This window comes from Nostoc sp. LEGE 12454, from assembly GCF_056620565.1.
The window spans coordinates 282,639-301,691 of sequence record NZ_JBWQXL010000002.1 but is presented as its reverse complement, the minus strand read 5'-3'; the positions used below and the strand labels follow the sequence as shown (position 1 = coordinate 301,691).

The 19,053-nt window shown below is 42.2% G+C and carries 17 protein-coding genes; 4 read left to right on the top strand and 13 right to left on the bottom strand.

Features of this window, described 5'->3' with window-relative positions:
- Window positions 1–50 precede the first annotated feature (50 nt).
- From AC1F2U_RS03550 to AC1F2U_RS03535, 4 genes are all read right to left on the bottom strand, one after another.
- Window positions 51–1,103 carry a permease gene (locus AC1F2U_RS03550; protein WP_480259855.1) on the bottom strand — a complete coding sequence of 351 codons (1,053 nt, stop codon included), beginning with the start codon at window positions 1,101–1,103 and terminating at the stop codon, window positions 51–53.
- Window positions 1,104–1,765: 662 nt separating this feature from the next.
- The gene (locus AC1F2U_RS03545) at window positions 1,766–2,836 is read right to left on the bottom strand and encodes a WD40 repeat domain-containing protein (protein ID WP_480259854.1); all 1,071 of its coding nucleotides are present in this window, start codon (window positions 2,834–2,836) and stop codon (window positions 1,766–1,768) included.
- A 78-nt stretch (window positions 2,837–2,914) separates the two neighbouring features.
- The gene (locus AC1F2U_RS03540; protein ID WP_480259853.1) at window positions 2,915–3,208 is read right to left on the bottom strand and encodes a hypothetical protein; all 294 of its coding nucleotides are present in this window, start codon (window positions 3,206–3,208) and stop codon (window positions 2,915–2,917) included.
- 366 nt (window positions 3,209–3,574) lie between these two features.
- Complete coding sequence (locus AC1F2U_RS03535; protein WP_099099534.1) at window positions 3,575–3,745, bottom strand: hypothetical protein; 171 nt, start codon at window positions 3,743–3,745, stop codon at window positions 3,575–3,577.
- Window positions 3,746–4,224: 479 nt separating this feature from the next.
- Between AC1F2U_RS03535 and ald the strand changes: the two genes are divergently transcribed.
- The gene (gene ald / locus AC1F2U_RS03530) at window positions 4,225–5,316 is read left to right on the top strand and encodes an alanine dehydrogenase (RefSeq protein ID WP_480259852.1); all 1,092 of its coding nucleotides are present in this window, start codon (window positions 4,225–4,227) and stop codon (window positions 5,314–5,316) included.
- A 101-nt stretch (window positions 5,317–5,417) separates the two neighbouring features.
- Here ald and dusB read toward each other — a convergent pair whose 3' ends face one another.
- The 3 genes from dusB to AC1F2U_RS03515 form a co-directional block, all read right to left on the bottom strand.
- Entirely contained in the window at window positions 5,418–6,473 is a 1,056-nt protein-coding gene (gene dusB, locus AC1F2U_RS03525) for a tRNA dihydrouridine synthase DusB (protein ID WP_414516625.1), read from the bottom strand.
- Between the two features lie 222 nt (window positions 6,474–6,695).
- Entirely contained in the window at window positions 6,696–7,529 is an 834-nt protein-coding gene (locus AC1F2U_RS03520; protein ID WP_480259851.1) for an Rpn family recombination-promoting nuclease/putative transposase, read from the bottom strand.
- Between the two features lie 121 nt (window positions 7,530–7,650).
- Window positions 7,651–8,508: an acyl-CoA desaturase gene (locus tag AC1F2U_RS03515; RefSeq protein ID WP_480259850.1), complete on the bottom strand. Its 858-nt coding sequence runs from the start codon at window positions 8,506–8,508 to the stop codon at window positions 7,651–7,653.
- A 173-nt stretch (window positions 8,509–8,681) separates the two neighbouring features.
- On the opposite strand from AC1F2U_RS03515, the gene AC1F2U_RS03510 reads away from it, so the two are divergent.
- Window positions 8,682–9,911 (top strand): TetR family transcriptional regulator, encoded by a 1,230-nt coding sequence (locus AC1F2U_RS03510; RefSeq protein ID WP_480259847.1) that lies wholly within the window; start codon window positions 8,682–8,684, stop codon window positions 9,909–9,911.
- A gap of 176 nt (window positions 9,912–10,087) precedes the next feature.
- Here AC1F2U_RS03510 and AC1F2U_RS03505 read toward each other — a convergent pair whose 3' ends face one another.
- The 4 genes from AC1F2U_RS03505 to AC1F2U_RS03490 all read right to left on the bottom strand — a co-directional run bounded on the left by AC1F2U_RS03505 (window position 10,088) and on the right by AC1F2U_RS03490 (window position 14,302).
- Window positions 10,088–10,510, bottom strand: a complete 423-nt coding sequence (locus tag AC1F2U_RS03505; protein ID WP_480259846.1) for a hypothetical protein — start codon at window positions 10,508–10,510, stop codon at window positions 10,088–10,090.
- A 154-nt stretch (window positions 10,511–10,664) separates the two neighbouring features.
- A complete protein-coding gene (locus tag AC1F2U_RS03500) occupies window positions 10,665–10,973 on the bottom strand; it encodes a hypothetical protein (RefSeq protein ID WP_480259845.1) in 309 nt (102 codons plus the stop codon).
- 218 nt (window positions 10,974–11,191) lie between these two features.
- Complete coding sequence (locus AC1F2U_RS03495) at window positions 11,192–11,923, bottom strand: SDR family NAD(P)-dependent oxidoreductase (RefSeq protein WP_480259844.1); 732 nt, start codon at window positions 11,921–11,923, stop codon at window positions 11,192–11,194.
- Window positions 11,924–12,415: 492 nt separating this feature from the next.
- Window positions 12,416–14,302 carry a DUF1565 domain-containing protein gene (locus AC1F2U_RS03490; RefSeq protein WP_480259843.1) on the bottom strand — a complete coding sequence of 629 codons (1,887 nt, stop codon included), beginning with the start codon at window positions 14,300–14,302 and terminating at the stop codon, window positions 12,416–12,418.
- 502 nt (window positions 14,303–14,804) lie between these two features.
- Between AC1F2U_RS03490 and AC1F2U_RS03485 the strand changes: the two genes are divergently transcribed.
- Both AC1F2U_RS03485 and thiS read left to right on the top strand, forming a co-directional pair.
- The gene (locus AC1F2U_RS03485) at window positions 14,805–15,920 is read left to right on the top strand and encodes a thiamine phosphate synthase (RefSeq protein WP_480259842.1); all 1,116 of its coding nucleotides are present in this window, start codon (window positions 14,805–14,807) and stop codon (window positions 15,918–15,920) included.
- Window positions 15,921–16,084: 164 nt separating this feature from the next.
- Window positions 16,085–16,297: a sulfur carrier protein ThiS gene (gene thiS, locus AC1F2U_RS03480; RefSeq protein ID WP_094349580.1), complete on the top strand. Its 213-nt coding sequence runs from the start codon at window positions 16,085–16,087 to the stop codon at window positions 16,295–16,297.
- Here the strand turns inward: thiS and blaOXA are convergent.
- Both blaOXA and AC1F2U_RS03470 read right to left on the bottom strand, forming a co-directional pair.
- The gene (gene blaOXA, locus AC1F2U_RS03475; protein WP_480259965.1) at window positions 16,294–17,145 is read right to left on the bottom strand and encodes a class D beta-lactamase; all 852 of its coding nucleotides are present in this window, start codon (window positions 17,143–17,145) and stop codon (window positions 16,294–16,296) included. The genes thiS and blaOXA overlap by 4 nt on opposite strands.
- Before the next feature lie 218 nt (window positions 17,146–17,363).
- Window positions 17,364–18,596 carry a glycosyltransferase family 4 protein gene (locus tag AC1F2U_RS03470; RefSeq protein ID WP_480259841.1) on the bottom strand — a complete coding sequence of 411 codons (1,233 nt, stop codon included), beginning with the start codon at window positions 18,594–18,596 and terminating at the stop codon, window positions 17,364–17,366.
- Window positions 18,597–19,053 lie beyond the last annotated feature (457 nt).

Sequence of the window (19,053 nt, the reverse complement as noted above, 5' to 3'; positions counted from 1 at the left end):
AGGACAACTGACAAGGGACAAAGGACAACTGACAAATGACAAATATTTTCTTAAAAGACGTGCAAGTTCAGGAAAAGAGTGAAGACAAATGTCAATTGTGCTGCTAAAGCAAATAAGTAAAAAATAGTCTTGGGTTTAAAAATAGATAACATCAAACCAACACTTTTGATGTCAATCATTGGCCCAAACACCAGAAATGCTAATAATGAACCGCTGCTAAAGGTTGAGGCAAAAGATAGGGCGAAGAAAGAATCGACTGTAGAACAAATTGATACTATTACAGCTAATATCAGCATGACCACAATTGAGGTAATGGGCCCAGCACCCAAACTGAGAATTAATTCACGGGGAGCTAGGACTTGAATAGCAGCAGCGATCGCACTTCCTAAAATCATCACTCCGCCCAATTCCCGCAATTCTTGGATGCTATTATCCACAACTAGGCGCAGTTTAGCTGCCAGGGGTTTATCAGCAGTAGAGACTGAGGTAGGCAATACTAAATTAGGATCTATCCGTAGAGGTATACCTGCTTTTCCTCCTAAGATATAAGTCCCAGTTTGCAACAGATTCGGTACTGTTTCTTCCTGTTGTCCTTGGTAAGGCTTACCACGGCGTTTGGTTTGGGGCTGCGCGGCTGGATTAAACTTCATATAACGAGCGATCGCAGGTTGGACTATGGGATTTAAGTCCTTTTGAAAACTGAAAACATACCCGATAATTGTGGCAATTGTTAGGGAAAATACGACTCGTAAGACCACTATTTCTGGCTGATCTCGAAATGCTGTCCAAGTGGCCCAAATTACAACTGGGTTAATTGTTGGTGCTGCTAGCAAAAAACCAATTGCGACTGGTGTGGGTACTCCTTGAATCAGGAATCGCCGCGCTACCGGTACATTCCCGCACTCACACACCGGAAACAAAAAGCCGATCGTGCTGCCAACTAAAGCACCCAACAGCGGATTTTTGGGCATTTTTTCTACTAGTTTGCGCTCATCAACAAAAAACAGCAGCAAACTGGAGAATAAAACCCCAAGAAGCAAAAAAGGCATCGCCTCGACTAGCAGACTTAAAAATAGCGTAAAACCATTGTTCAGTTGATTCATGAGCGTCGCAGTCAAAAGCGGTTTTTAGTTTTAGGGTTCTGCCTAGTCATTCTATCGAAATGGGGATCAAAAGCAGTTCGGGAAAATTAAACATCATTTAAGTAGCAAGTTATCCTATCTTCAAAATAGCGGTTAAGCACTACAAACCTTGGCTTCACACGAGTTCGTGACTTTTAACTGAGTGCATTTACTGACGATGACCATTTCTAAGATTGTCTAAGTTCAGAAATTGTTCCGATCTAGAGGGCAAGTAACTGCACAGATAATTTGAAATTACCTATGTTTATACTTACAGTAATTTGCTGGATAAGATATTAGTTCGGGTGTATTTTCATCAAGTATTCACAGTTCTTCAAGATTTTGGGTCGCTATTGGTTGCTACCATCATTGATTTTGACTAGTTATAGCAAAATTCGATCTGAGCTTTGGTTGATTTTTTACTACAAAAACTCTAAAAAGGCAAGACCAAAGTTTAGCAGATACGGGAAATGATTGGGGGAATTTTTCGGCGTTAGCGATAGCCTGACTTTCTACACGAGGTGATAATTTGAGCTATGGCGATTCACAAAGCCTTGAAAGGAGCGTCAAAATGATATCCCCCATTTCTTAAAAGAAATCGGGGATATAGTTTACTATTTCACGATTATTTTGTCCGATCGCTGTTACTTTCGTTTTGTGGGAATCCCCCAAATCTTGATTAGTCGATCGAATCCACCACTGGCAAGAATTTTACCATTGGGACTAAAAGCGATCGCACTTACCCAGTCTGTATGTCCATTCAGTGTATTTATTAACTCCCCTGTAGTTAAATCCCACAATTTAATTCCATCTCTACCGGCACTAGCAAGGGTTTGTCCATCGGGATTAAGAGCGATCGCATTTACCCAGTTATTATGTCCTGTAAGGGTGCGGACTAATTCTCCAGTATTAATATTCCACAGTTTTATGGTGCGATCGTGGCTAGCACTAACTAATGTTTGTCCATCTGGTGTAAAGATCACATCGCTAACAGCACTAGAATGAGCTGCCAATTCACTGATTAATTTACCAGTACTCAAATTCCACAGCTTGATTACACCCTTATTATCACCACTAGCTAAGGTCTGTCCATCAGGACTAATAGCGAGAGTATAAATTAAATTATCAAAGCGTACTATAATTCCTAGAGGGCGCTGCTGTAGCAAGTCCCACATCCGAATCCCATCTAAAGCTCCACTGACAAGAACTTTACTGTCAGGAGACACGGCTAAAGATAAGACGTTACTGGTATGTCCGACAAAAGAGCGGGTAAATTTTAAATTTTTTAGGCTCCAGAGGTTAATTGTATCGTCATCACTACAGCTAGCGAGGGTTTGCCCATCTGGTGAAATCACTAAAGATTCTACGGCAGCTTTGTGTGCTTTGTTAATAGTCGCCAACTTTTTGCCGTTTGCTGAATTCCACAGGCGAATTACACCCTCATTTTCTGCACCTCCACTTACAAGTATTCTGCTATCTGGACTGAAAGCGAGGGATTTAATGGTTCCGTTATGTCCTTTGAGTGTGTAAATTAGTTGAGCATTAGCAAAGTTAGTTTTAGCTGGGAAGTTTGGCGTTACTTCTTCAATGGCAGCATGAGCTTGATGAATATAAAACCCTCCCCAGGTAATCACTGGAAGGGCAACAGCTGCCATAAATGCCAGGATAATATATGGCCGCAGAAAATTACCGCCACCTCTTCCCTCACTACTCACTCTTTTTCCTCACTTTTATAGATACAGTTAAACCCAATAAATTTTGCAGAGTTATTTTAAGTCATAACTCTGCATATCTTAAAGAGGTGGTTTTTTCTTAGAAACGCTTAACATTGGTAAAGGCGCACTAGAAGAACGAGAGGGCAAATAATGTTGCACTACAGCCTCCTCTGGTAAAGGACGACGCTGCTGGAAACGCCACAACTTAAAGCCTAGCGCTATCCCTGCCGTTCCCAAACCAAAAGCAAACAACGACCAGCTATCATTCAATCCGCCAATCAGGGCATCCATAACGCCCATCGTCATCAGTACACTGATTAGTGGCTCTTTTCGGTAGGTTGACTTCAAAAAACGAGGTAATACAGCATTCATCACAGCTTGGTTGGTTCCAGTTCACCTTTTGTGTATATTTACCAAGAATACCTCACCCATAATTTGCCTTTCTCATTTAAGGCAGACACTAAGTTATGATTTATTTAGTAGGGGGAGGAAATTTACTCATTAATCGCTTTGCACATATTAGTTGCAAGTCTATGATATTTCAATCGCTAATAGGTATTTCGCATTCCTCTTTTGCTTACATTCTAGGGCAGTTATTTATGAATTAAGTATAATTAATCTATCTAGGGCGAAGACTCCGCTATTAATTATTGAAGTCAAAACCAACTGGTTGTTCCAGCTGGTTGCAACTCTTTTAATTACTAGCTTACAACTTCAAGATTGTGCTTGTTGATGGCACTACTTCAGACCCAGCCATGATAGCACCCCTTGATTGGTGACGTATTCAATCACCAGCATCAAACCAAAGCCAATCATTGCAGCTCGACCATTCAAGCGTTCGGCATATTCGTTAAAGCCAAACTTAGGCTCTTCTAGTTTAGGTGTAATTGTTGGTTGTGTTTGTGTCATTTTTTAAGAAACCTTTTTTTGGCAAACGGGACTTGATATCAGACTTCTACTAGAAGTCGCGGAAAGTGGGGATAATCGCTACTTACTTTTCATGGTATCTGGAAAACCCCCCTCTAAATCTCTCTCCTTTTAAGAGAGAGACTTTGAATTTTTCAGATGACGTTGAAAAGTCAGGTTAACTTATAAGCTGATTGCAGTGCTGGAATGCCAAGATGACTTGAGAAATTCAGCAAAAGCTGCCTAGTAGGGAGCTATACAATCGCTCTTTTAATAAATTGTTACTATTCTTTATATATTGTATAAATACTGGGGCAATAGTCAAGGGTAAGAGTTTGGGCTACTCAGATTGAATTAAGAAAGTTAGAACAGAGATTAGGTATATCTATCCAGCTATCTCTAATACGGAACTAGCAAGACGGAAGTAGCAAGCTTGAGATTGGAAGGGTACAGTTAAACAAAAAAATTATCAGAGGCGATATATGGAAATCGGCGTTCCCAAGGAAAATAAGGATCAAGAATTTCGGGTAGGGTTAAGTCCTTCTAGCGTGCGGGTGCTGCGAGAAAATGGTCATAGCATCTTCGTCGAGACACAAGCAGGTAATGGTGCTGGATTCTCCGATGACGACTACAAAACTGCTGGAGCCGAAATTGTCCCCACATCAGAAAAAGCTTGGAATCGGGAATTGGTTGTTAAAGTTAAAGAGCCGCTGACATCTGAGTATAAATTTTTGCAGAAAGAGCAGATATTATTTACTTATTTACATTTAGCAGCCGATCGCAAGTTGACAGAGAATTTAATTGATTGTGGCACAACTGCGATCGCTTACGAAACTGTAGAACAACCTGGTGCTAACAGATTACCTTTGCTCACCCCCATGAGCGTGATTGCCGGTCGGCTAGCAGTACAATTTGGGGCCAGATTCTTAGAACGTCAACAAGGTGGTAGAGGTGTACTTTTGGGCGGTGTCCCTGGAGTTAAACCAGGTAAAGTAGTAATTTTAGGTGGCGGTGTTGTCGGCACAGAAGCAGCTAAAATTGCTGTGGGCATGGGTGCGATCGTGCAGATTTTAGATGTGAGTGTCGAGCGTTTATCTTACTTAGAAACACTCTTTGGCTCTAGAGTTGAATTGCTTTACAGCAACTCTGCTCATATTGAAGCCGCAGTCATTGAAGCCGATTTGCTCATCGGTGCAGTTTTAGTGTTAGGACGTAGAGCGCCAATACTAGTATCCCGCGAATTGGTCAAACAAATGCGTCCTGGTTCGGTAATAGTTGATGTAGCCGTTGACCAAGGCGGTTGTATAGAAACCTTACACCCAACATCTCACACAAATCCGGTATACCTTGAAGAAGGTGTGGTGCATTATGGCGTTCCCAATATGCCAGGAGCAGTACCTTGGACAGCAACTCAGGCACTTAATAATAGTACATTACCTTATGTTGTCCAGTTGGCGAATTTAGGAATTTTGGCACTGGAGATTAACCCAGCATTAGCTAAGGGTGTGAATGTGCAAAATCACCGCTTAGTGCATCCTGCTGTGCAAGAGGTGTTCCCTGATTTGGTAAATTAAAGTGTGCAAAGATTAGGCGATCGCTTATTTTAATAGAGGTAGCGATCGCCTCACTTTTAGCAACCAACAATATCACTTCAAGCTAGGTTAAAATCAAATTTTTAAAGCATTACCAAACTACCTTCTGCTTCTTCCTCTAGTTCATAACCATTAGCCAATTTTTCAATTGCTTGGTCAATCATTGCCAAACCCTGATCTACTCTTTCAACTAAACTTAACTGTCCTCGCAGTTCGGCAGCACCAACGAAACCTTTAGCATACCAAGTCATGTGCTTACGGGCTTGACGTACACCGCGATCGCCTTTATATTCCCACAAGGCTTGTAAATGATCTCTTGCACATTCCAAACGCTGAATTGGGGTTGGTGATGGTAATATCTCCCCTGTTTTTAGAAAATGATCGATTTCTCCCACTAAAAACGGATAACCCAAAGTCCCACGGGAACACATTACACCATCAGCGCCAGTTTGTTCTAAACATTTCACCGCCGCTTCAACGGAAAAAATATCTCCATTCCCAATCACTGGGATAGAAAGCACTTCTTTTACACGGGTAATCCATTCCCAACGGGCATTGCCATTGTACCCTTGGGCGCGGGTGCGTCCATGTACCGTAATCATTTGTGCCCCTGCATCTTCCATCCGCTTGGCAAAGTCGAGAATAGTAATTTCGTTATCATTCCAGCCAATACGGGTTTTTACTGTCACAGGTACATCAACAGCTTTTACCACTTCCCGAACAATTGCTTCTGCTACTTCTGGTTGCCGCAATAATGAAGAACCGCCACCATTTTTAGTGATTTTATTTACCGGACAACCCATATTAATATCAACAGTATCAGCACCTTCGGCAACTGCTTTTATTGCTGCTTCTGCTAGGAAATCTGGACGACAATCAAATAGTTGAATGCTAATTGGGCGTTCATTTGGATCTACCTCCATGATTTTGGGTAACTGCTTGACATAATGCAACCCCGTAGCATTCACCATTTCGGTATACATCATCGAATCTGGGGCATAGCGACGCACGAGACGGCGAAACACCATATCTGTCACTCCAGATAGAGGCGACTGGAGAACCCGACTTTTTACCTCAAAGGAGCCAATCTTTAAAGGTTGGGAGAGTCTAGCTTGGAGAATAGGAGAGAGCGAAATCATAGAAAAAATTAAAAATTATGGGAATGGGAAATAGTAAGAATATGTAGATAAATACGCAATAAAGGATACAGCGACTTTAAAATTAGTGAGGTAGACAAACTAAGTCTCAAAGCCAAGTAGAAAGCCTGTTTTACTTCTGTTAGCACAGCGGAGCGTAGCCCATTCTGACTCTCGACTCCCGACTCCTGAATTCTGAATTCTGAATTCTGCTGTAATTGTAGGTTACGTATTCTGACTTGGAGGCTGTTTTTGCATTTCTTGCTGAATCTCTTCTAGACTCAAATCTAGCTCTTTCGCCATTTCTTCAAAACTCAATCCCAATCTCAACAACAAAGGTATCATTCTCAACTTTTCTTCACGCGCTCCTTCTTGTTTGCCTTCTTGCTTACCTTCCTGCTTGCCTTCTTGCTTGCCTTCTTGATAAACTCGTGTTTGTTTCAAATCACTTAACCCAAACATACCTTCAATCTCCTCTCGATTCATCATCGGAAACTTATAAACTAATATTGTCTCTATCAATTCTAGTAACTGCCGCCGTTGTGGTTCGATGTTGATTTCTTGCTGGGTTCTCTCTATTAACTGCCTAGCAGCTATAATTGCTGTCTCCTCTTCATCGACGACTAATTTCATCGTAGCAATTCCAACTGGTAATGATGCAGTTTCACCTAATTCATTAAGATAAATCCGACTGATACGCTGGCTAGCGAAAAATTCACTGTAATTCTTGATATCTGCTGTATCTAAACTGCGATTGGGATAGATAACTACTCCTCGCCAAGAATTTTTCGGTTTATTTTGGCGTAAGTATAAAGAAATTTCTGAAAATAAGCGTGAATAAATTTCTGTGTCGGTTTTAAACTGGACTTCAACAAAATAAATCGGATTTTCTTCTCCTTGGGTTGGGAGAAAAACACCATCTATACGGAATGCTGTTTGCTTGATTTCAATTGAGGAGAATTGATAAGTCTCTGCGATTTGGGGTGGATTACCAATTAATTCAAAAAAGACGCCAGGAAGTTCTTGAAAAAGGCGATAAAAAATGCTGTCAGTTTTCACACTTGATGTATTGCGGTGATTTAATCCGTTAGATTTTACCGTGAAATACTACTGATAAAAATTAGTAAGCCGACTGCAAGAAGCAATCGGCATAACAAATTCACGATAATTTAGTTGCAATTTAGCCGTGAGTTGCACCTTGAGGAGGACGCGAGACAACTTTTTTTGCTAAACCCAAAGTCTGCAACACTAAGATGCTCCACCAAGTAACATCAATTTCCCACCAAGACAACCCAGACTTCGCCATGTGGGGATAAGTATGATGGTTGTTGTGCCATCCTTCTCCATAAGTGACAAGGGATACCCACCAAAGATTACGAGCGCCATCATTGGCATCAAAGGTGCGATAACCCCACAGGTGTGATGCTGAGTTCACAAACCAGGTTGAATGCCAAAGCAAGACACATCTGAGAAACACTCCGTAGAATACAAAAGACCATCCTCCTAGAGCATAAAGCAGCAGCCCGAAGGGTATTTGCAACAGTAAGAAGTAGCGATCTAGCCAACGATAAAAGGGTTGTCTGGCTAAGTCAGGGGCATATTTTTTATAGGTGTCATAGTCAAAAAATTCTGGACGTGGGTAGAAAATCCACAATATATGGCTCCACCAAAATCCTCTTTGGGCAGAATAGGGGTCTAAATTGATATCTTCTGTGTGGGCATGATGCTGGCGGTGTCCACCTACCCAAAAAATTGGCCCCCCTTGCAAAGCCAGCGCTCCGATCAGGGCGATCGCATACTCTAACCACTTGGGAACTTGGAAACTCTTATGGCTCAGTAGTCGGTGATATCCCAAGCAAATACCAATGCTCCCGAATAACCAGTGGAGAAACACTAGCAAACCTAATGCTGGCCAGGAGAAAAACCAAGGAGCCAGAAGTGCTAAGGCATGAAATACACCAAAAAATACCACATTTATCCACCTGAGTTGAGGTGAATTGCCTCTCTCAGGAGCGATCGCCCCAAAATTTGCGGTCATAAAAATTCCTGTTGATGGATGATGCAGTGATTTACTTTTTATTGGGCATAATCCCACTAAGGATTTATCCACCCTGTCACTAGTTAGTTACAGTAGAGTAAAGCAAGTATCACTTACATTTGTTATGCTAGCAGAACTCTGATACCCCCTGCAAGTGCCACTTGCATTTTTCTATGTCATCTCAACTCATTTCCACTCGTCAACGCCTGATTCAAGCTGCACTTGAGTTGTTTTCTGCTCAGGGAGTTAGCGTTACCACAACCCGTCAAATTGCTGAAAAAGCCGAAGTCAACGAAGTGACTCTATTTCGGAATTTTGGCAATAAGCATGGACTGCTTTTGGCTGTGCTGGAAGAGTCCGCAGCTTTTAAGGATTTAGGTGAGTCGCTGGTGCGACGGGCAACACCTCCCGGCAATGTTTACCAAGCTCTTAAAGATTATGCAAGTGACACTTTACATACATTAGAACGAGTGCCAGAGTTCGTTCGGTCTGTGGTAGGTGAAGCCGACCAATTCCCGGCAGAAAATCGCCGCGCACTAGGCAGGGGAGTCACAGAGGCAAACCGTTATGTAGCTCAGTATTTAGCTACTGTAATCCAGCAAGGACACCTAAATACCTACTTACCGGCAGAGAAATTAGCCAGTTTGCTAAATGGGATGATTTTGGGATATGCCGTAATTGAGTTCACCAGCGAATTTCACGAACTTTGGGAGGATCGGGACGACTTTCTGGAAAATTTGGTGGAGTTGTTTTTACATGGAGCCATGTCATCTTCAACAGAATCAGCGATCAACTCCTTACAAGGAGGGTTCACTACCACAGAAGTAGCTGATTTACCAGCTAGTTTAGTTCACGAAATTCTGCAACAAGCCAGGAAGTTTGGAGTCCGAGATTATGCCTTGGCTTACGTATTATTTGGGGCTGGGTTATCCGCTACAGAAATAACTAGCTTGGAGCGATCGCACCAAATCTACGACACTCAAGGGCACTTCCTGCAAATAACGATTCCCGGATTTGCCCGTCAAGTGCCTGTAAATCAGTGGATTTTGGGTAAACGCTACGGTTCTTTTACTAATAATCCCTTAATCAAATGGCTGAAAAGTCGTAAAGATGCTCAAACAGCCATGTTTTTGAATGATATAGGTACACCCATCTCAGAATCAGAACTTGAGACACGTTGGCAAGTATGGAGTGAAGGGCTATTAACTCCCCAAGGACAAACGCCAGCGATCGCCCAAGCACAACAAACCTGGCGCGTAGAAATGTTGATGCGAGGGATTACCTTGGAAAACCTGAGTATTTTCACAGCTTGCGATCGCACCCAATTACAACCTTATGTCCGTCGAGCCAAAGAAAAAGCCGCCCTAGAGCAAGCTACCCGTTTGGATCATAAACCAGGATAAAGAGTATCAGGTGGCGTTCTCCGATGCAGAGCCAGCGATCGAATAATTCGTAATTCGTAATACTTCGGCTACGCCCTTCTCTACGAGAGGCTGCGCCAACGACTACGCTCAGGGCAAGCTCAGTACAAGTTCGTAATTCGTAATTAAGAATTCATTAGCATGATGCAGTTAAACGATTAAGGTAAAACAACAGAGGTTTCTTTACCATTGTTGTTTGCACCATTCAAGGTTGTAGCTGTACTCTCAGATGGGGATTGGGTGTTGCTCGAACGGCGTGATAATTTCTTGCGTGGCTTGCCTCCCGCCTGGATATATTGCAAACTATCTTTGCCATAATGGGTTGCCACACTCATTAACATCTTTTCAGAGTAGCCGCGCAATTCTTCTTCAATTAGAGAGAGACGACCTGCCATTTCATCTACGGTAGAGAGTAAAGTGTTATATGTAGATAGCTGGGTTTGCAAGGTTTGGATGCGGCTGTCGTAGTCTGTCAAATTTAATCCGTTGCCAAATTCTAGCGTTGGGCTAATCGATCGCATTCCTGCAATTCGACGGAGAGCGTTTTCGAGAGTCAGTGAACTGCGTTTTAATCGTGCCATAAAATGCGCTCCTAAAGGAGGTTATAGGATTACTGCATGTACTCTAGCCAATGCAACAATAAACTTCTCTGAGAGATAATTCGGAAAAATTAAAGCAAATTCAAATCAACCTAATTATTTTTAGTTGATTGTACTGAGGTATTTATTAAACTTGTCAAAAAAGTAACATCAAATCAGCAACAGATACCTCAAAGTCGTTTTGAGGTACTTCAAAGTCGTTTTGAGGTACTTCAAAGTCGTTTTGAGGTACCTCAAAGTCGTTTTGAGGTACTTCAAAGTCGTTTTGAGGTACTCCAAAGTCGTGTTGAGGTACTCCAAAGTCGTTTTGAGGTACTTCAAAGTCGTTTTGAGGTACTTCAAAGTCGTTTTGAGGTACTTCAAAGTCATGTTGAGGTATTAAGATGATCAGTTTTCTTGCCTTAACCCGATTTACGGCGAAGGCGATCGCGCACAAAAGTATCATAAATATAATTCAACTATTTAATCCAGTCAGAACTCAAATCCCAACTTATGATCCTAAGTTGGGAAAATACTCAAGGTTAGTGACGCTGCTCACAACCACGAGAAAATAATACTTTTCGCCCCCCATTACACGTAATGGCTCTAATGTGTAATGCATTTGAACGACAAAATCTACAAGGGGTGTTGATGTGCTAACCTATACAACACCTCTATGTCATGTCATGTTGCTGACCAGCCACCATCGACCTCAATGACTTGACCTGACACATACTGGCATGTGGCTAAAAAGTAGGCAGCGTCGGCTACCTCGGCTGGGAGACCTTTCCTGCGAAGCGGAATTGCGTTGACTGTTGATTCCGCAAACTCGTGCAACTGCTCGCGGCTCATGTTCGCCTCGATGTCCGTATCATCGATTAAACCGGGAGAGATGGCATTGACGCGAATCCCTTTGGTTCCCAGTTCCACTGCTAGACTTCGAGTCATCGCATTGATAGCCCCGTCAATGGCTGTCCCTGCACTAAAGAAGGGTAGCCCCACAATGTCGGCAACGCCAGAGCAGAAAATAATTACTCCCCCAGAGGTCATTTTGGGAATCGCATAATGCGCCGCCGCGAGCTGACCAAAAAAGCGTGTGGCGAATAGGTGGCGCACTTGCACTGGTGGAATAGCTTCGACTGGACCAAAAAGTGCGCCACCGGCACATGTCACAAGCAGATCAACGTGTTCGTACTGCTCAAATAACCGTTTGACCTGTTCATCATCTGACACATCGGTAGGAATCGCAACAGCGCCGCGCCCAATGCGCTTGATCGCATCATTTAGACGCTGTGCTTTTCGACCGACCAGGACAACATTCGCCCCAGAGTCAGCGAATCGCTCGGCAATAGCATAGCCGATCCCTGAACCTCCACCAGTGACGATGGCTACTTTTCCGGCGAGTGTTTGATTCATCTCACAGTCCTTAGCCCTTTGAACCAGCCTCTACGAGTCCAACTAAAATTGGACATTGCACTCCTCTAGCGTAGCAACTTTAGCTATTCGTAGACAAAACGCATTGCACGTTAGGGCTATAAGGTGGAACACATCCCTAGAACGGTTTACATTTCGTCGGTTCGCGCAGCGAGCTTATCGAAAATAACCCGCCATCATAGATTAATGGGGGTAAGGGGCAAGTCTAATAGGGCAATCACTTTCTCAGTAATTGGTAAAACGGAAAAAACTGAGCCTGCTGTATCCAGACGCAAGTTGCCAAATCAGCGCAGATATAAGGGTGTGCGATCGCTCCTTTGATAAAACCGCAATTGCCTGCTCCACATTAGAAAAGCGATCGCTCTCTCAAGTCGATTAATTTCATTTTGACCGGCAATCGCCCATTACAATCAAGAAAAGGGGGGAAGCAAGCTACGCGTAGCGTCTCGCAGAGAAGGGATGCCCAATACCCAATTAATTTAACGGCTCCATAATGACTCTTAAACCTTTACTAGAGAGTGTTTTGAGCATTTCTTTAGCGTTATACTCACTACTAAATACTCCTGCTTGCATAACTCTTTGACCTTGCCAAACTGTGGGAAACGCACCAGGAGCAAGGAATTTTACTAAATCTCGATCCCGATCGGTTGCAAGTTGCACTACTACGCGATAACGTACACCAAATTGTGTTGCAGAGTTACCACCATAGGAAATACTTGCAGAACTTGTTTGCAGATTGCGAGTATTAACAATCGGAATATTGCGATCGGGAAGTGGTAAAAGTTCTGAAGCACCTGGGGCAGCAGTTTCTAACATTGGTAATGGCTGCTGTGTTTGATTCCTCATACTTGAAACTGGTGGCTGTGCAACTGAATTGGATGGGGATTTAGGGGCAGTAAACTCAATGGTATTAGGATCGATCCGCACGTAATTTAACTGTGGTGTATCAGGTGGCTGTGCGTTAATTGGTATTTGTCTACCTGACAAGCTGCTAGGAGTAGGAAATCCGGCGACGCCAGAAGTGGGTGGTTGTTGATTGGAGATAGGCGGGGAAAGCGGTACATTATTGGTTGGCATTAATGGCAGCAGTTGACTGTTTAATTGCCCAGAAACAGGATTATTTGCTGAAATGCTGTTGCTGGTTTGCCCATTGGTAGTTTCAGAGATTTCGGGAGCTGAGAAGGTAATTTCTCCACTTGGTGGTATTTGTTGTAATACGTTGTTGGGAACTGGTTGAGAATTTTGGGTTGCTAGTGCTGTTGTACCGTTAATATCTACCTTGCCAGTGATGCGATCGCTCACAAGGTTGTTACCAGCAGCAGAAATCACCTGTTTAGCAGCGCTGGCGTTAATGTCGTGGCGGCCATTATTTTGAAATGTATTACCCCCAGGTTCGGATGCACTACCCAAATCTGGCATTGCTTGAGCGATCGCAACTAAACCATCTTCTTTATTATCTTGAATAGAATTATTCCGCAAAATCGGACGGGCATTTGCTTGTACGATAATTCCCGATCTATTGTTCTGAATTTGATTACCTATAAGTATAGGAGCGGCATTTTGGGCAATATTAATCCCAAAACCCGTTTGGTGAAAGACATTTTCCTTTACTTGCGGATTAGAGTTACCAGCAATTGTGATGCCATTGGCTCCATTGCGATCGAAGTAATTCTTACTAATGGTAGGTGCGGCATTACCACTAACAGAAATCCCATCTTGGGTACTGCCACTAAATGTATTTTCTGCGACTACCGGATTGCTAGATTCAATCCATAAACCGTAACCACGACGATTAGGGTTCGTCACCGTTACCCCAGTCAGCAAAACTTGGTTTGCTCCAACAATTGTGACATTTTGACCGCCAAAGCTCCGGCTCAGGTAATCACCGCCTCCCTGAATGATAATGTCTTTACCTTGATTGCTGGGGTTGCCTTGAATTGAAATACCCGGTTTCAGTATTAAAGGAAATTCCTCTCCTGTCTCGGCGCTATAAGTGCCAGGGGAAAGCATAATTACAGTATTAGCGTTAGCTAATCGCAAGCCTTGGGTAATTGTTTTTACAGGAGCGGATTCGCTGCCATTGCCTGCCTTGTCATCTCCAACACCAGGATTGACAAATAGCACATTAGCCTGAGAAGGTGTTTTCTGATTTAGAGGCGCTGAATTTGGTGTCGATGGAATTTGAGCGCTTGCACTATCCAGGCTGATACCCAGAAACACTATACTTGCCGCCCCCATCCCTACAGTAAAAGATAATACTGAAAAACTAAAAAATAAAAGCTTTGCTGATTTCAGAAACTTCAGCTTTGCAAACAGAACATCTACTCTACGGTACTCAGCAAACACACGAGGGAGAATCATATTTAACACGACTCCTTATAAGTAATCATAAATTCTTATACTCTCTAGAGAGTATTATGTCGATAATATTACTCATATATTGACCGATTGGCGATATTTAATACATAGTAATAAATGATATTAGACATCTCCAGAAATTAATTGTGCGTTGCCCAAAATAATTTGTAGGCACAATTCATGAATTGTGTCTATGTCATTTATCTAATAGATATAAAAGTGAAATTAAATATGCGTTATCCAGAACCCTTGTAGAGACGTAGCACTGCTATGCCTCTACATTCTTTTTCAATTGTGAATTTTCTGGTGTATTCCCTTTTGCCAGTCTTTTGTAAGCTCGTTGTCTATCGTAAAACACTTGACTAAGCTCAGTGCGAAACTGTAGCCTCAAACTACCCTTATCACTGTCTATAGGAACATGGGATAATTTACCCTAACCCTCACTACTACGTTGTTTTGCGTAGATTCCGCAAAAATTAGTAAAAAAAAGCAAATTAATTAACTTATGGTTACTAGGACTTATGATAATTCACACTTCGATGAAAGCACTAATGGGGTTGTTGTGATGGTCGAGCCATACAGCCAAAAAGAGCAAACACAGCAAGTTGTCTACCGCATTTTAGATGCCAATTTAGACCGCGCTCGTGAGGGCTTGCGAATCATTGAGGAATGGTGTCGGTTTGGGTTAAATAATGCCCAGTTGGCTCTTGAATGCAAGCGGTTGCGACAAGAGGTAGCCAAGTGGCATACCTCAGAATTGCGGGCGGCGCGAGATACACCAGGCGATCCTGGAACTGAATTAACCCATCCTCAAGAAGAACAACGAGCTAGTATAAAATCGGTCTTGCAAGCTAACTTTTGCCGGATAGAAGAAGCATTACGGGTGTTGGAAGAATACAGCAAGCTAACCCTGCCAAATATGGCTAAAGCTTGTAAACAGATGCGCTATCAGGTTTATACCCTAGAAAGTAGTTTAATGGGTCATCAGCGCCATCAATTGTTGTGGCGATCGCATTTGTATCTGGTTACTTCCCCACATGAAAATTTGTTGAATAACGTAGAAGCTGCACTCAAAGGTGGATTAACACTTTTACAATACCGCGACAAAACCACCGATGATTCTTTGCGTTTGGAACAAGCCAGAAAACTTCGGCAGTTATGCCACATCTATGGTGCTTTGTTTATCGTTAACGATCGCGTGGATGTAGCTTTAGCTGTCGATGCAGATGGAGTGCATCTGGGACAACAAGATATGCCTATTGCTGTTGCTCGGCAATTACTCGGTTCCCAGCGTTTGATTGGTCTTTCTACCACAAATAAAGAAGAAATGCAAGGAGCAATTGCTGAAGGTGTTGATTACATTGGTGTGGGGCCAGTTTATGAAACTCCAACGAAAGTAGGTAAAGCTGCCACAGGTTTAGAATATGTCGGTTATGCAGCGAAAAATTGCTCAATTCCCTGGTTTGCTATTGGGGGAATAGATGCGAATAATATCAATGATGTCATTGATGCCGGAGCCAAACGTGTAGCAGTGGTGCGATCGCTCATGCAAGCCGAACAGCCTACCCTAGTAACGCAATATTTGCTCTCCCAACTAAATCGCATTAAACCAGAACTTTAAAGAGTCATTTGTCATTTGTCATTTGCCCAAAGTGAGTAACCAATACCCAATTTTCAATACTTCGACTTCTCTACGAGACGCTACGCGTTAGCGGAGCTTTCGCTTTAGCGATACGCTCAGTACAAGTGCTCAATTCCCGATGCCCAATGCCCCAGATACATATTATGTCTAATGAGATTACGATTCAGGTAAATGGGGAAACCCATAGCTGCTCATTTCAAACTTCTTTACCCGACTTACTCCAACAGTTGGGTTTTAATCCCCGATTAGTGGCTGTGGAGTATAACGGTGAAATTTTACACCGCCAGTTTTGGCCGCAAACAAAAGTGCAGCCAGGCGATCGCTTAGAGGTGGTAACTATTGTTGGTGGTGGTTAGTTGATTTGAGCCAGCAAGCCCAAATCTTTGAGGCTACGTCGTGTAATCTCAATGCGGGCGGGTGCATCTTCCGATTTTTGCATATCAAGGGTTGTCGCGAAAAAGTAGACGTTTTTATTTTGCTCTAAATAACCCACAAACCAACCAACATTTGGTTTAGTACTCGTTAACCATCCTGTCTTTCCTCGGAGTGTGTAGTCTGGAGTTTGTTCGCGTACCATAATGTCTTTGACAAGATTTATTGTCCGTTGCGAGAAAGGCAAATCGCCTTGATATAACCGTTGCAAAAACTTAATTTGCTCTTTGGGTGTAATTTGCAATAACTGCGGTTGTAGCCAAAAACGATCGATGTCTGCGACAGCGCCAATCTGACGGTTTCCGTAGCCTACTTTATTAATAAATTGCTGCATCCGTTCATGTCCAGCCCTACGTGCCAATACTTGATAGAACCAAACAGTTGAATCCTTAAAGGCTTGACGCAAATTTGTATCATGATTCCAGGCATCAATGTCTCGGTGAATTCCATCCCAAGTGAGAACCGCCACATCATCAGGAACTACACCTGTTTCTAATGCCACCAGGGCGTTAAAAATTTTGAAGGTTGAAGCTGGAGCGATCGCAGTTGCATTACGTTGAGGATTGTGTTCATAGATGCGGTTATTTTTTGAGTCGTAAATCAAGATAGAGCCTTCACGCCCAAATTCTTGAAAGTGTCGCCCGAAATTTGGCGCTTTAGCGGGACGTTCAGATGAGGTTGAAGCAGGTTGAGCCACAACATACATTGCCCCAAAGGTAATCACACTAAATACAGCAACACATCCAATGACTGTAAACACGAAAGATTGCATTCGCTGCTTTGTGTAACGCCGAAGGAATTGCTCTATGTTAAACCAGATATTTTTCATTGCACATTTAATCGCATCACAAGCGAGATTTTACAATGAAATCTTGCTCTTTTATGAAGCAATTTGTTAAAGGTTATGCAGAAATATGACTTATAGTAAAGTGCCCTTTTTGGTGTTTGTTGAATTTGATGATTTAATCCGGTTTAGTTAATAAAATCATTTCACAAAATTGCATTTTTCCCATCTGATTTATAAAGCGATCGATGGAGAGTTCTACGCTTGGCTAATTCTTTACCGTTACGACCGAGTTGCTCGCGTAGTTGTTGGTCTTTGCACAACCTATTGAAAGCTTGAAAAACTTCATAACCAGAATTGGGATTAACCAGTATCCCATTTTCTTCATGCTGAACTGTATCTAGAACACCGCCTAAACGAGGGGCAATTATCGGCTTACCGAAGTAACTTGCTTCTAAATAAGCCATACCAAAACCTTCCATATTATTAGGTTTAGTATCCGATAAAGTCAGCATGGCAAATATATCGCAAGCTGCATAATAACCTGCTAATTCCCGCTCTGGCACATATCCAGCAAAGTGTACGCGCTTATCTACTCGCAAACGATGCGCCAGAGATTTTAGTTCCGACTCACTTGGCCCTTGCCCGCAGAGTATATAGTGGACATCAACCCCAAAGGTTAGCAGTATTGGGATATTATCAATTACTCGGTCGAAACCTTTATGTTTTACTAGCCTGCCGATGGAGAGAATAACTATTGCTGAATCTGGAATGTTGTATGCCTGACGCACGCGAACGCGTAAATCATCCAGGCTACTGGGACTGGCTACATTATTACCAAATTTTTCCGGTCTGATTACGGGGTTAATAACGTGGGTAGGAGTATCTAATCGGAAAGCAGTTCTCAGGTAGTCTCTTGTATAAGAACTGTTACAAACAATGCCTTCGGCGCGTTTTAGTGTTAATTTAAATAGCGATCGCAGCACGGGATTGTGTAAAGTGCAAAGAAGATCGTTGCCGTGCAGATAGATAAAAAAGCGAATAGGTAACAAATAGCTCAATAGCAACAGTGAAGGAAAATCATAGCCGTGGCCCCACTCTATATAACGATAGTGATAGCGAAAATAGAGTTTAATTGCTAGGACAAATGAGCAGACGATATTCACCAAAGGCTTTAGGATATTTCCCACATAGCCACTACGCCAATATTTAGGATAATACCAGCGATACACAGGAAACTGTTGACTCTTATCAAATACTCGATCTCCTGAGCAACTAGCTGCCAGCACAATTATTCGTTCTGGATCTTGGAGACAACGATTGTAGATATATTCCCCAATTACAGCTTCTTTCGGCAGAAATATCCGGGATATGACTAGGATATCTGGGTATGCAGCTTTATCTCTGATTTCGGCTGTTAGTTGAGAAATATGTTCCATAATAAAGTTGATGACTATATTTCAAATAGTTTTTAATATCTACAATTAGAATTACTTTCAAAGCCATCATTATTATTTTATTTCTTTTAAAACGAATTTGGTAGACAAATTTAAAGCCTATTTTAAAAGATTAGCCAGAAAGATTGTTTTTTTATTGTGTTGATTTTATTTTTGTTGCAAAATTATCATTATTTGAGAGTTTCTGTGCATAACAAAAAATAAAAGCTAACACTTGTAATTAAAATGCTCAGTGAACAACTGCTGCGAAAATTCCGAAATTTAGCTCCGTTCAACAGAATATCCTAAACACTTAAACTAATGTGCCAAAATGCCAAAATTTTTATAACTACCTAGTTGCAACATTATGTCTAATGTGAATAACTTATAAGGATTACAGACACTTAATAGCTTCCTCTGTACGCGTAAGTTCTAAGCCAACAGATGTATTAATGAGTGC

Bases quoted from the DNA above. Each gene is read 5' to 3' on its own strand.
- AC1F2U_RS03485 (WP_480259842.1), top strand. From the start codon at position 14,805: ATGGTTACTAGGACTTATGATAATTCACACTTCGATGAAAGCACTAAT.
- thiS (WP_094349580.1), top strand. From the start codon at position 16,085: ATGTCTAATGAGATTACGATTCAGGTAAATGGGGAAACCCATAGCTGC.
- AC1F2U_RS03540 (WP_480259853.1), bottom strand. From the start codon at position 3,208: ATGAATGCTGTATTACCTCGTTTTTTGAAGTCAACCTACCGAAAAGAG.
- AC1F2U_RS03470 (WP_480259841.1), bottom strand. From the start codon at position 18,596: ATGGAACATATTTCTCAACTAACAGCCGAAATCAGAGATAAAGCTGCA.
- AC1F2U_RS03535 (WP_099099534.1), bottom strand. From the start codon at position 3,745: ATGACACAAACACAACCAACAATTACACCTAAACTAGAAGAGCCTAAG.
- AC1F2U_RS03500 (WP_480259845.1), bottom strand. From the start codon at position 10,973: ATGATACTTTTGTGCGCGATCGCCTTCGCCGTAAATCGGGTTAAGGCA.
- AC1F2U_RS03515 (WP_480259850.1), bottom strand. From the start codon at position 8,508: ATGACCGCAAATTTTGGGGCGATCGCTCCTGAGAGAGGCAATTCACCT.
- AC1F2U_RS03490 (WP_480259843.1), bottom strand. From the start codon at position 14,302: ATGATTCTCCCTCGTGTGTTTGCTGAGTACCGTAGAGTAGATGTTCTG.
- AC1F2U_RS03550 (WP_480259855.1), bottom strand. From the start codon at position 1,103: ATGAATCAACTGAACAATGGTTTTACGCTATTTTTAAGTCTGCTAGTC.
- AC1F2U_RS03510 (WP_480259847.1), top strand. From the start codon at position 8,682: ATGTCATCTCAACTCATTTCCACTCGTCAACGCCTGATTCAAGCTGCA.
- AC1F2U_RS03495 (WP_480259844.1), bottom strand. From the start codon at position 11,923: ATGAATCAAACACTCGCCGGAAAAGTAGCCATCGTCACTGGTGGAGGT.
- dusB (WP_414516625.1), bottom strand. From the start codon at position 6,473: ATGATTTCGCTCTCTCCTATTCTCCAAGCTAGACTCTCCCAACCTTTA.
- ald (WP_480259852.1), top strand. From the start codon at position 4,225: ATGGAAATCGGCGTTCCCAAGGAAAATAAGGATCAAGAATTTCGGGTA.
- blaOXA (WP_480259965.1), bottom strand. From the start codon at position 17,145: ATGCAATCTTTCGTGTTTACAGTCATTGGATGTGTTGCTGTATTTAGT.
- AC1F2U_RS03505 (WP_480259846.1), bottom strand. From the start codon at position 10,510: ATGGCACGATTAAAACGCAGTTCACTGACTCTCGAAAACGCTCTCCGT.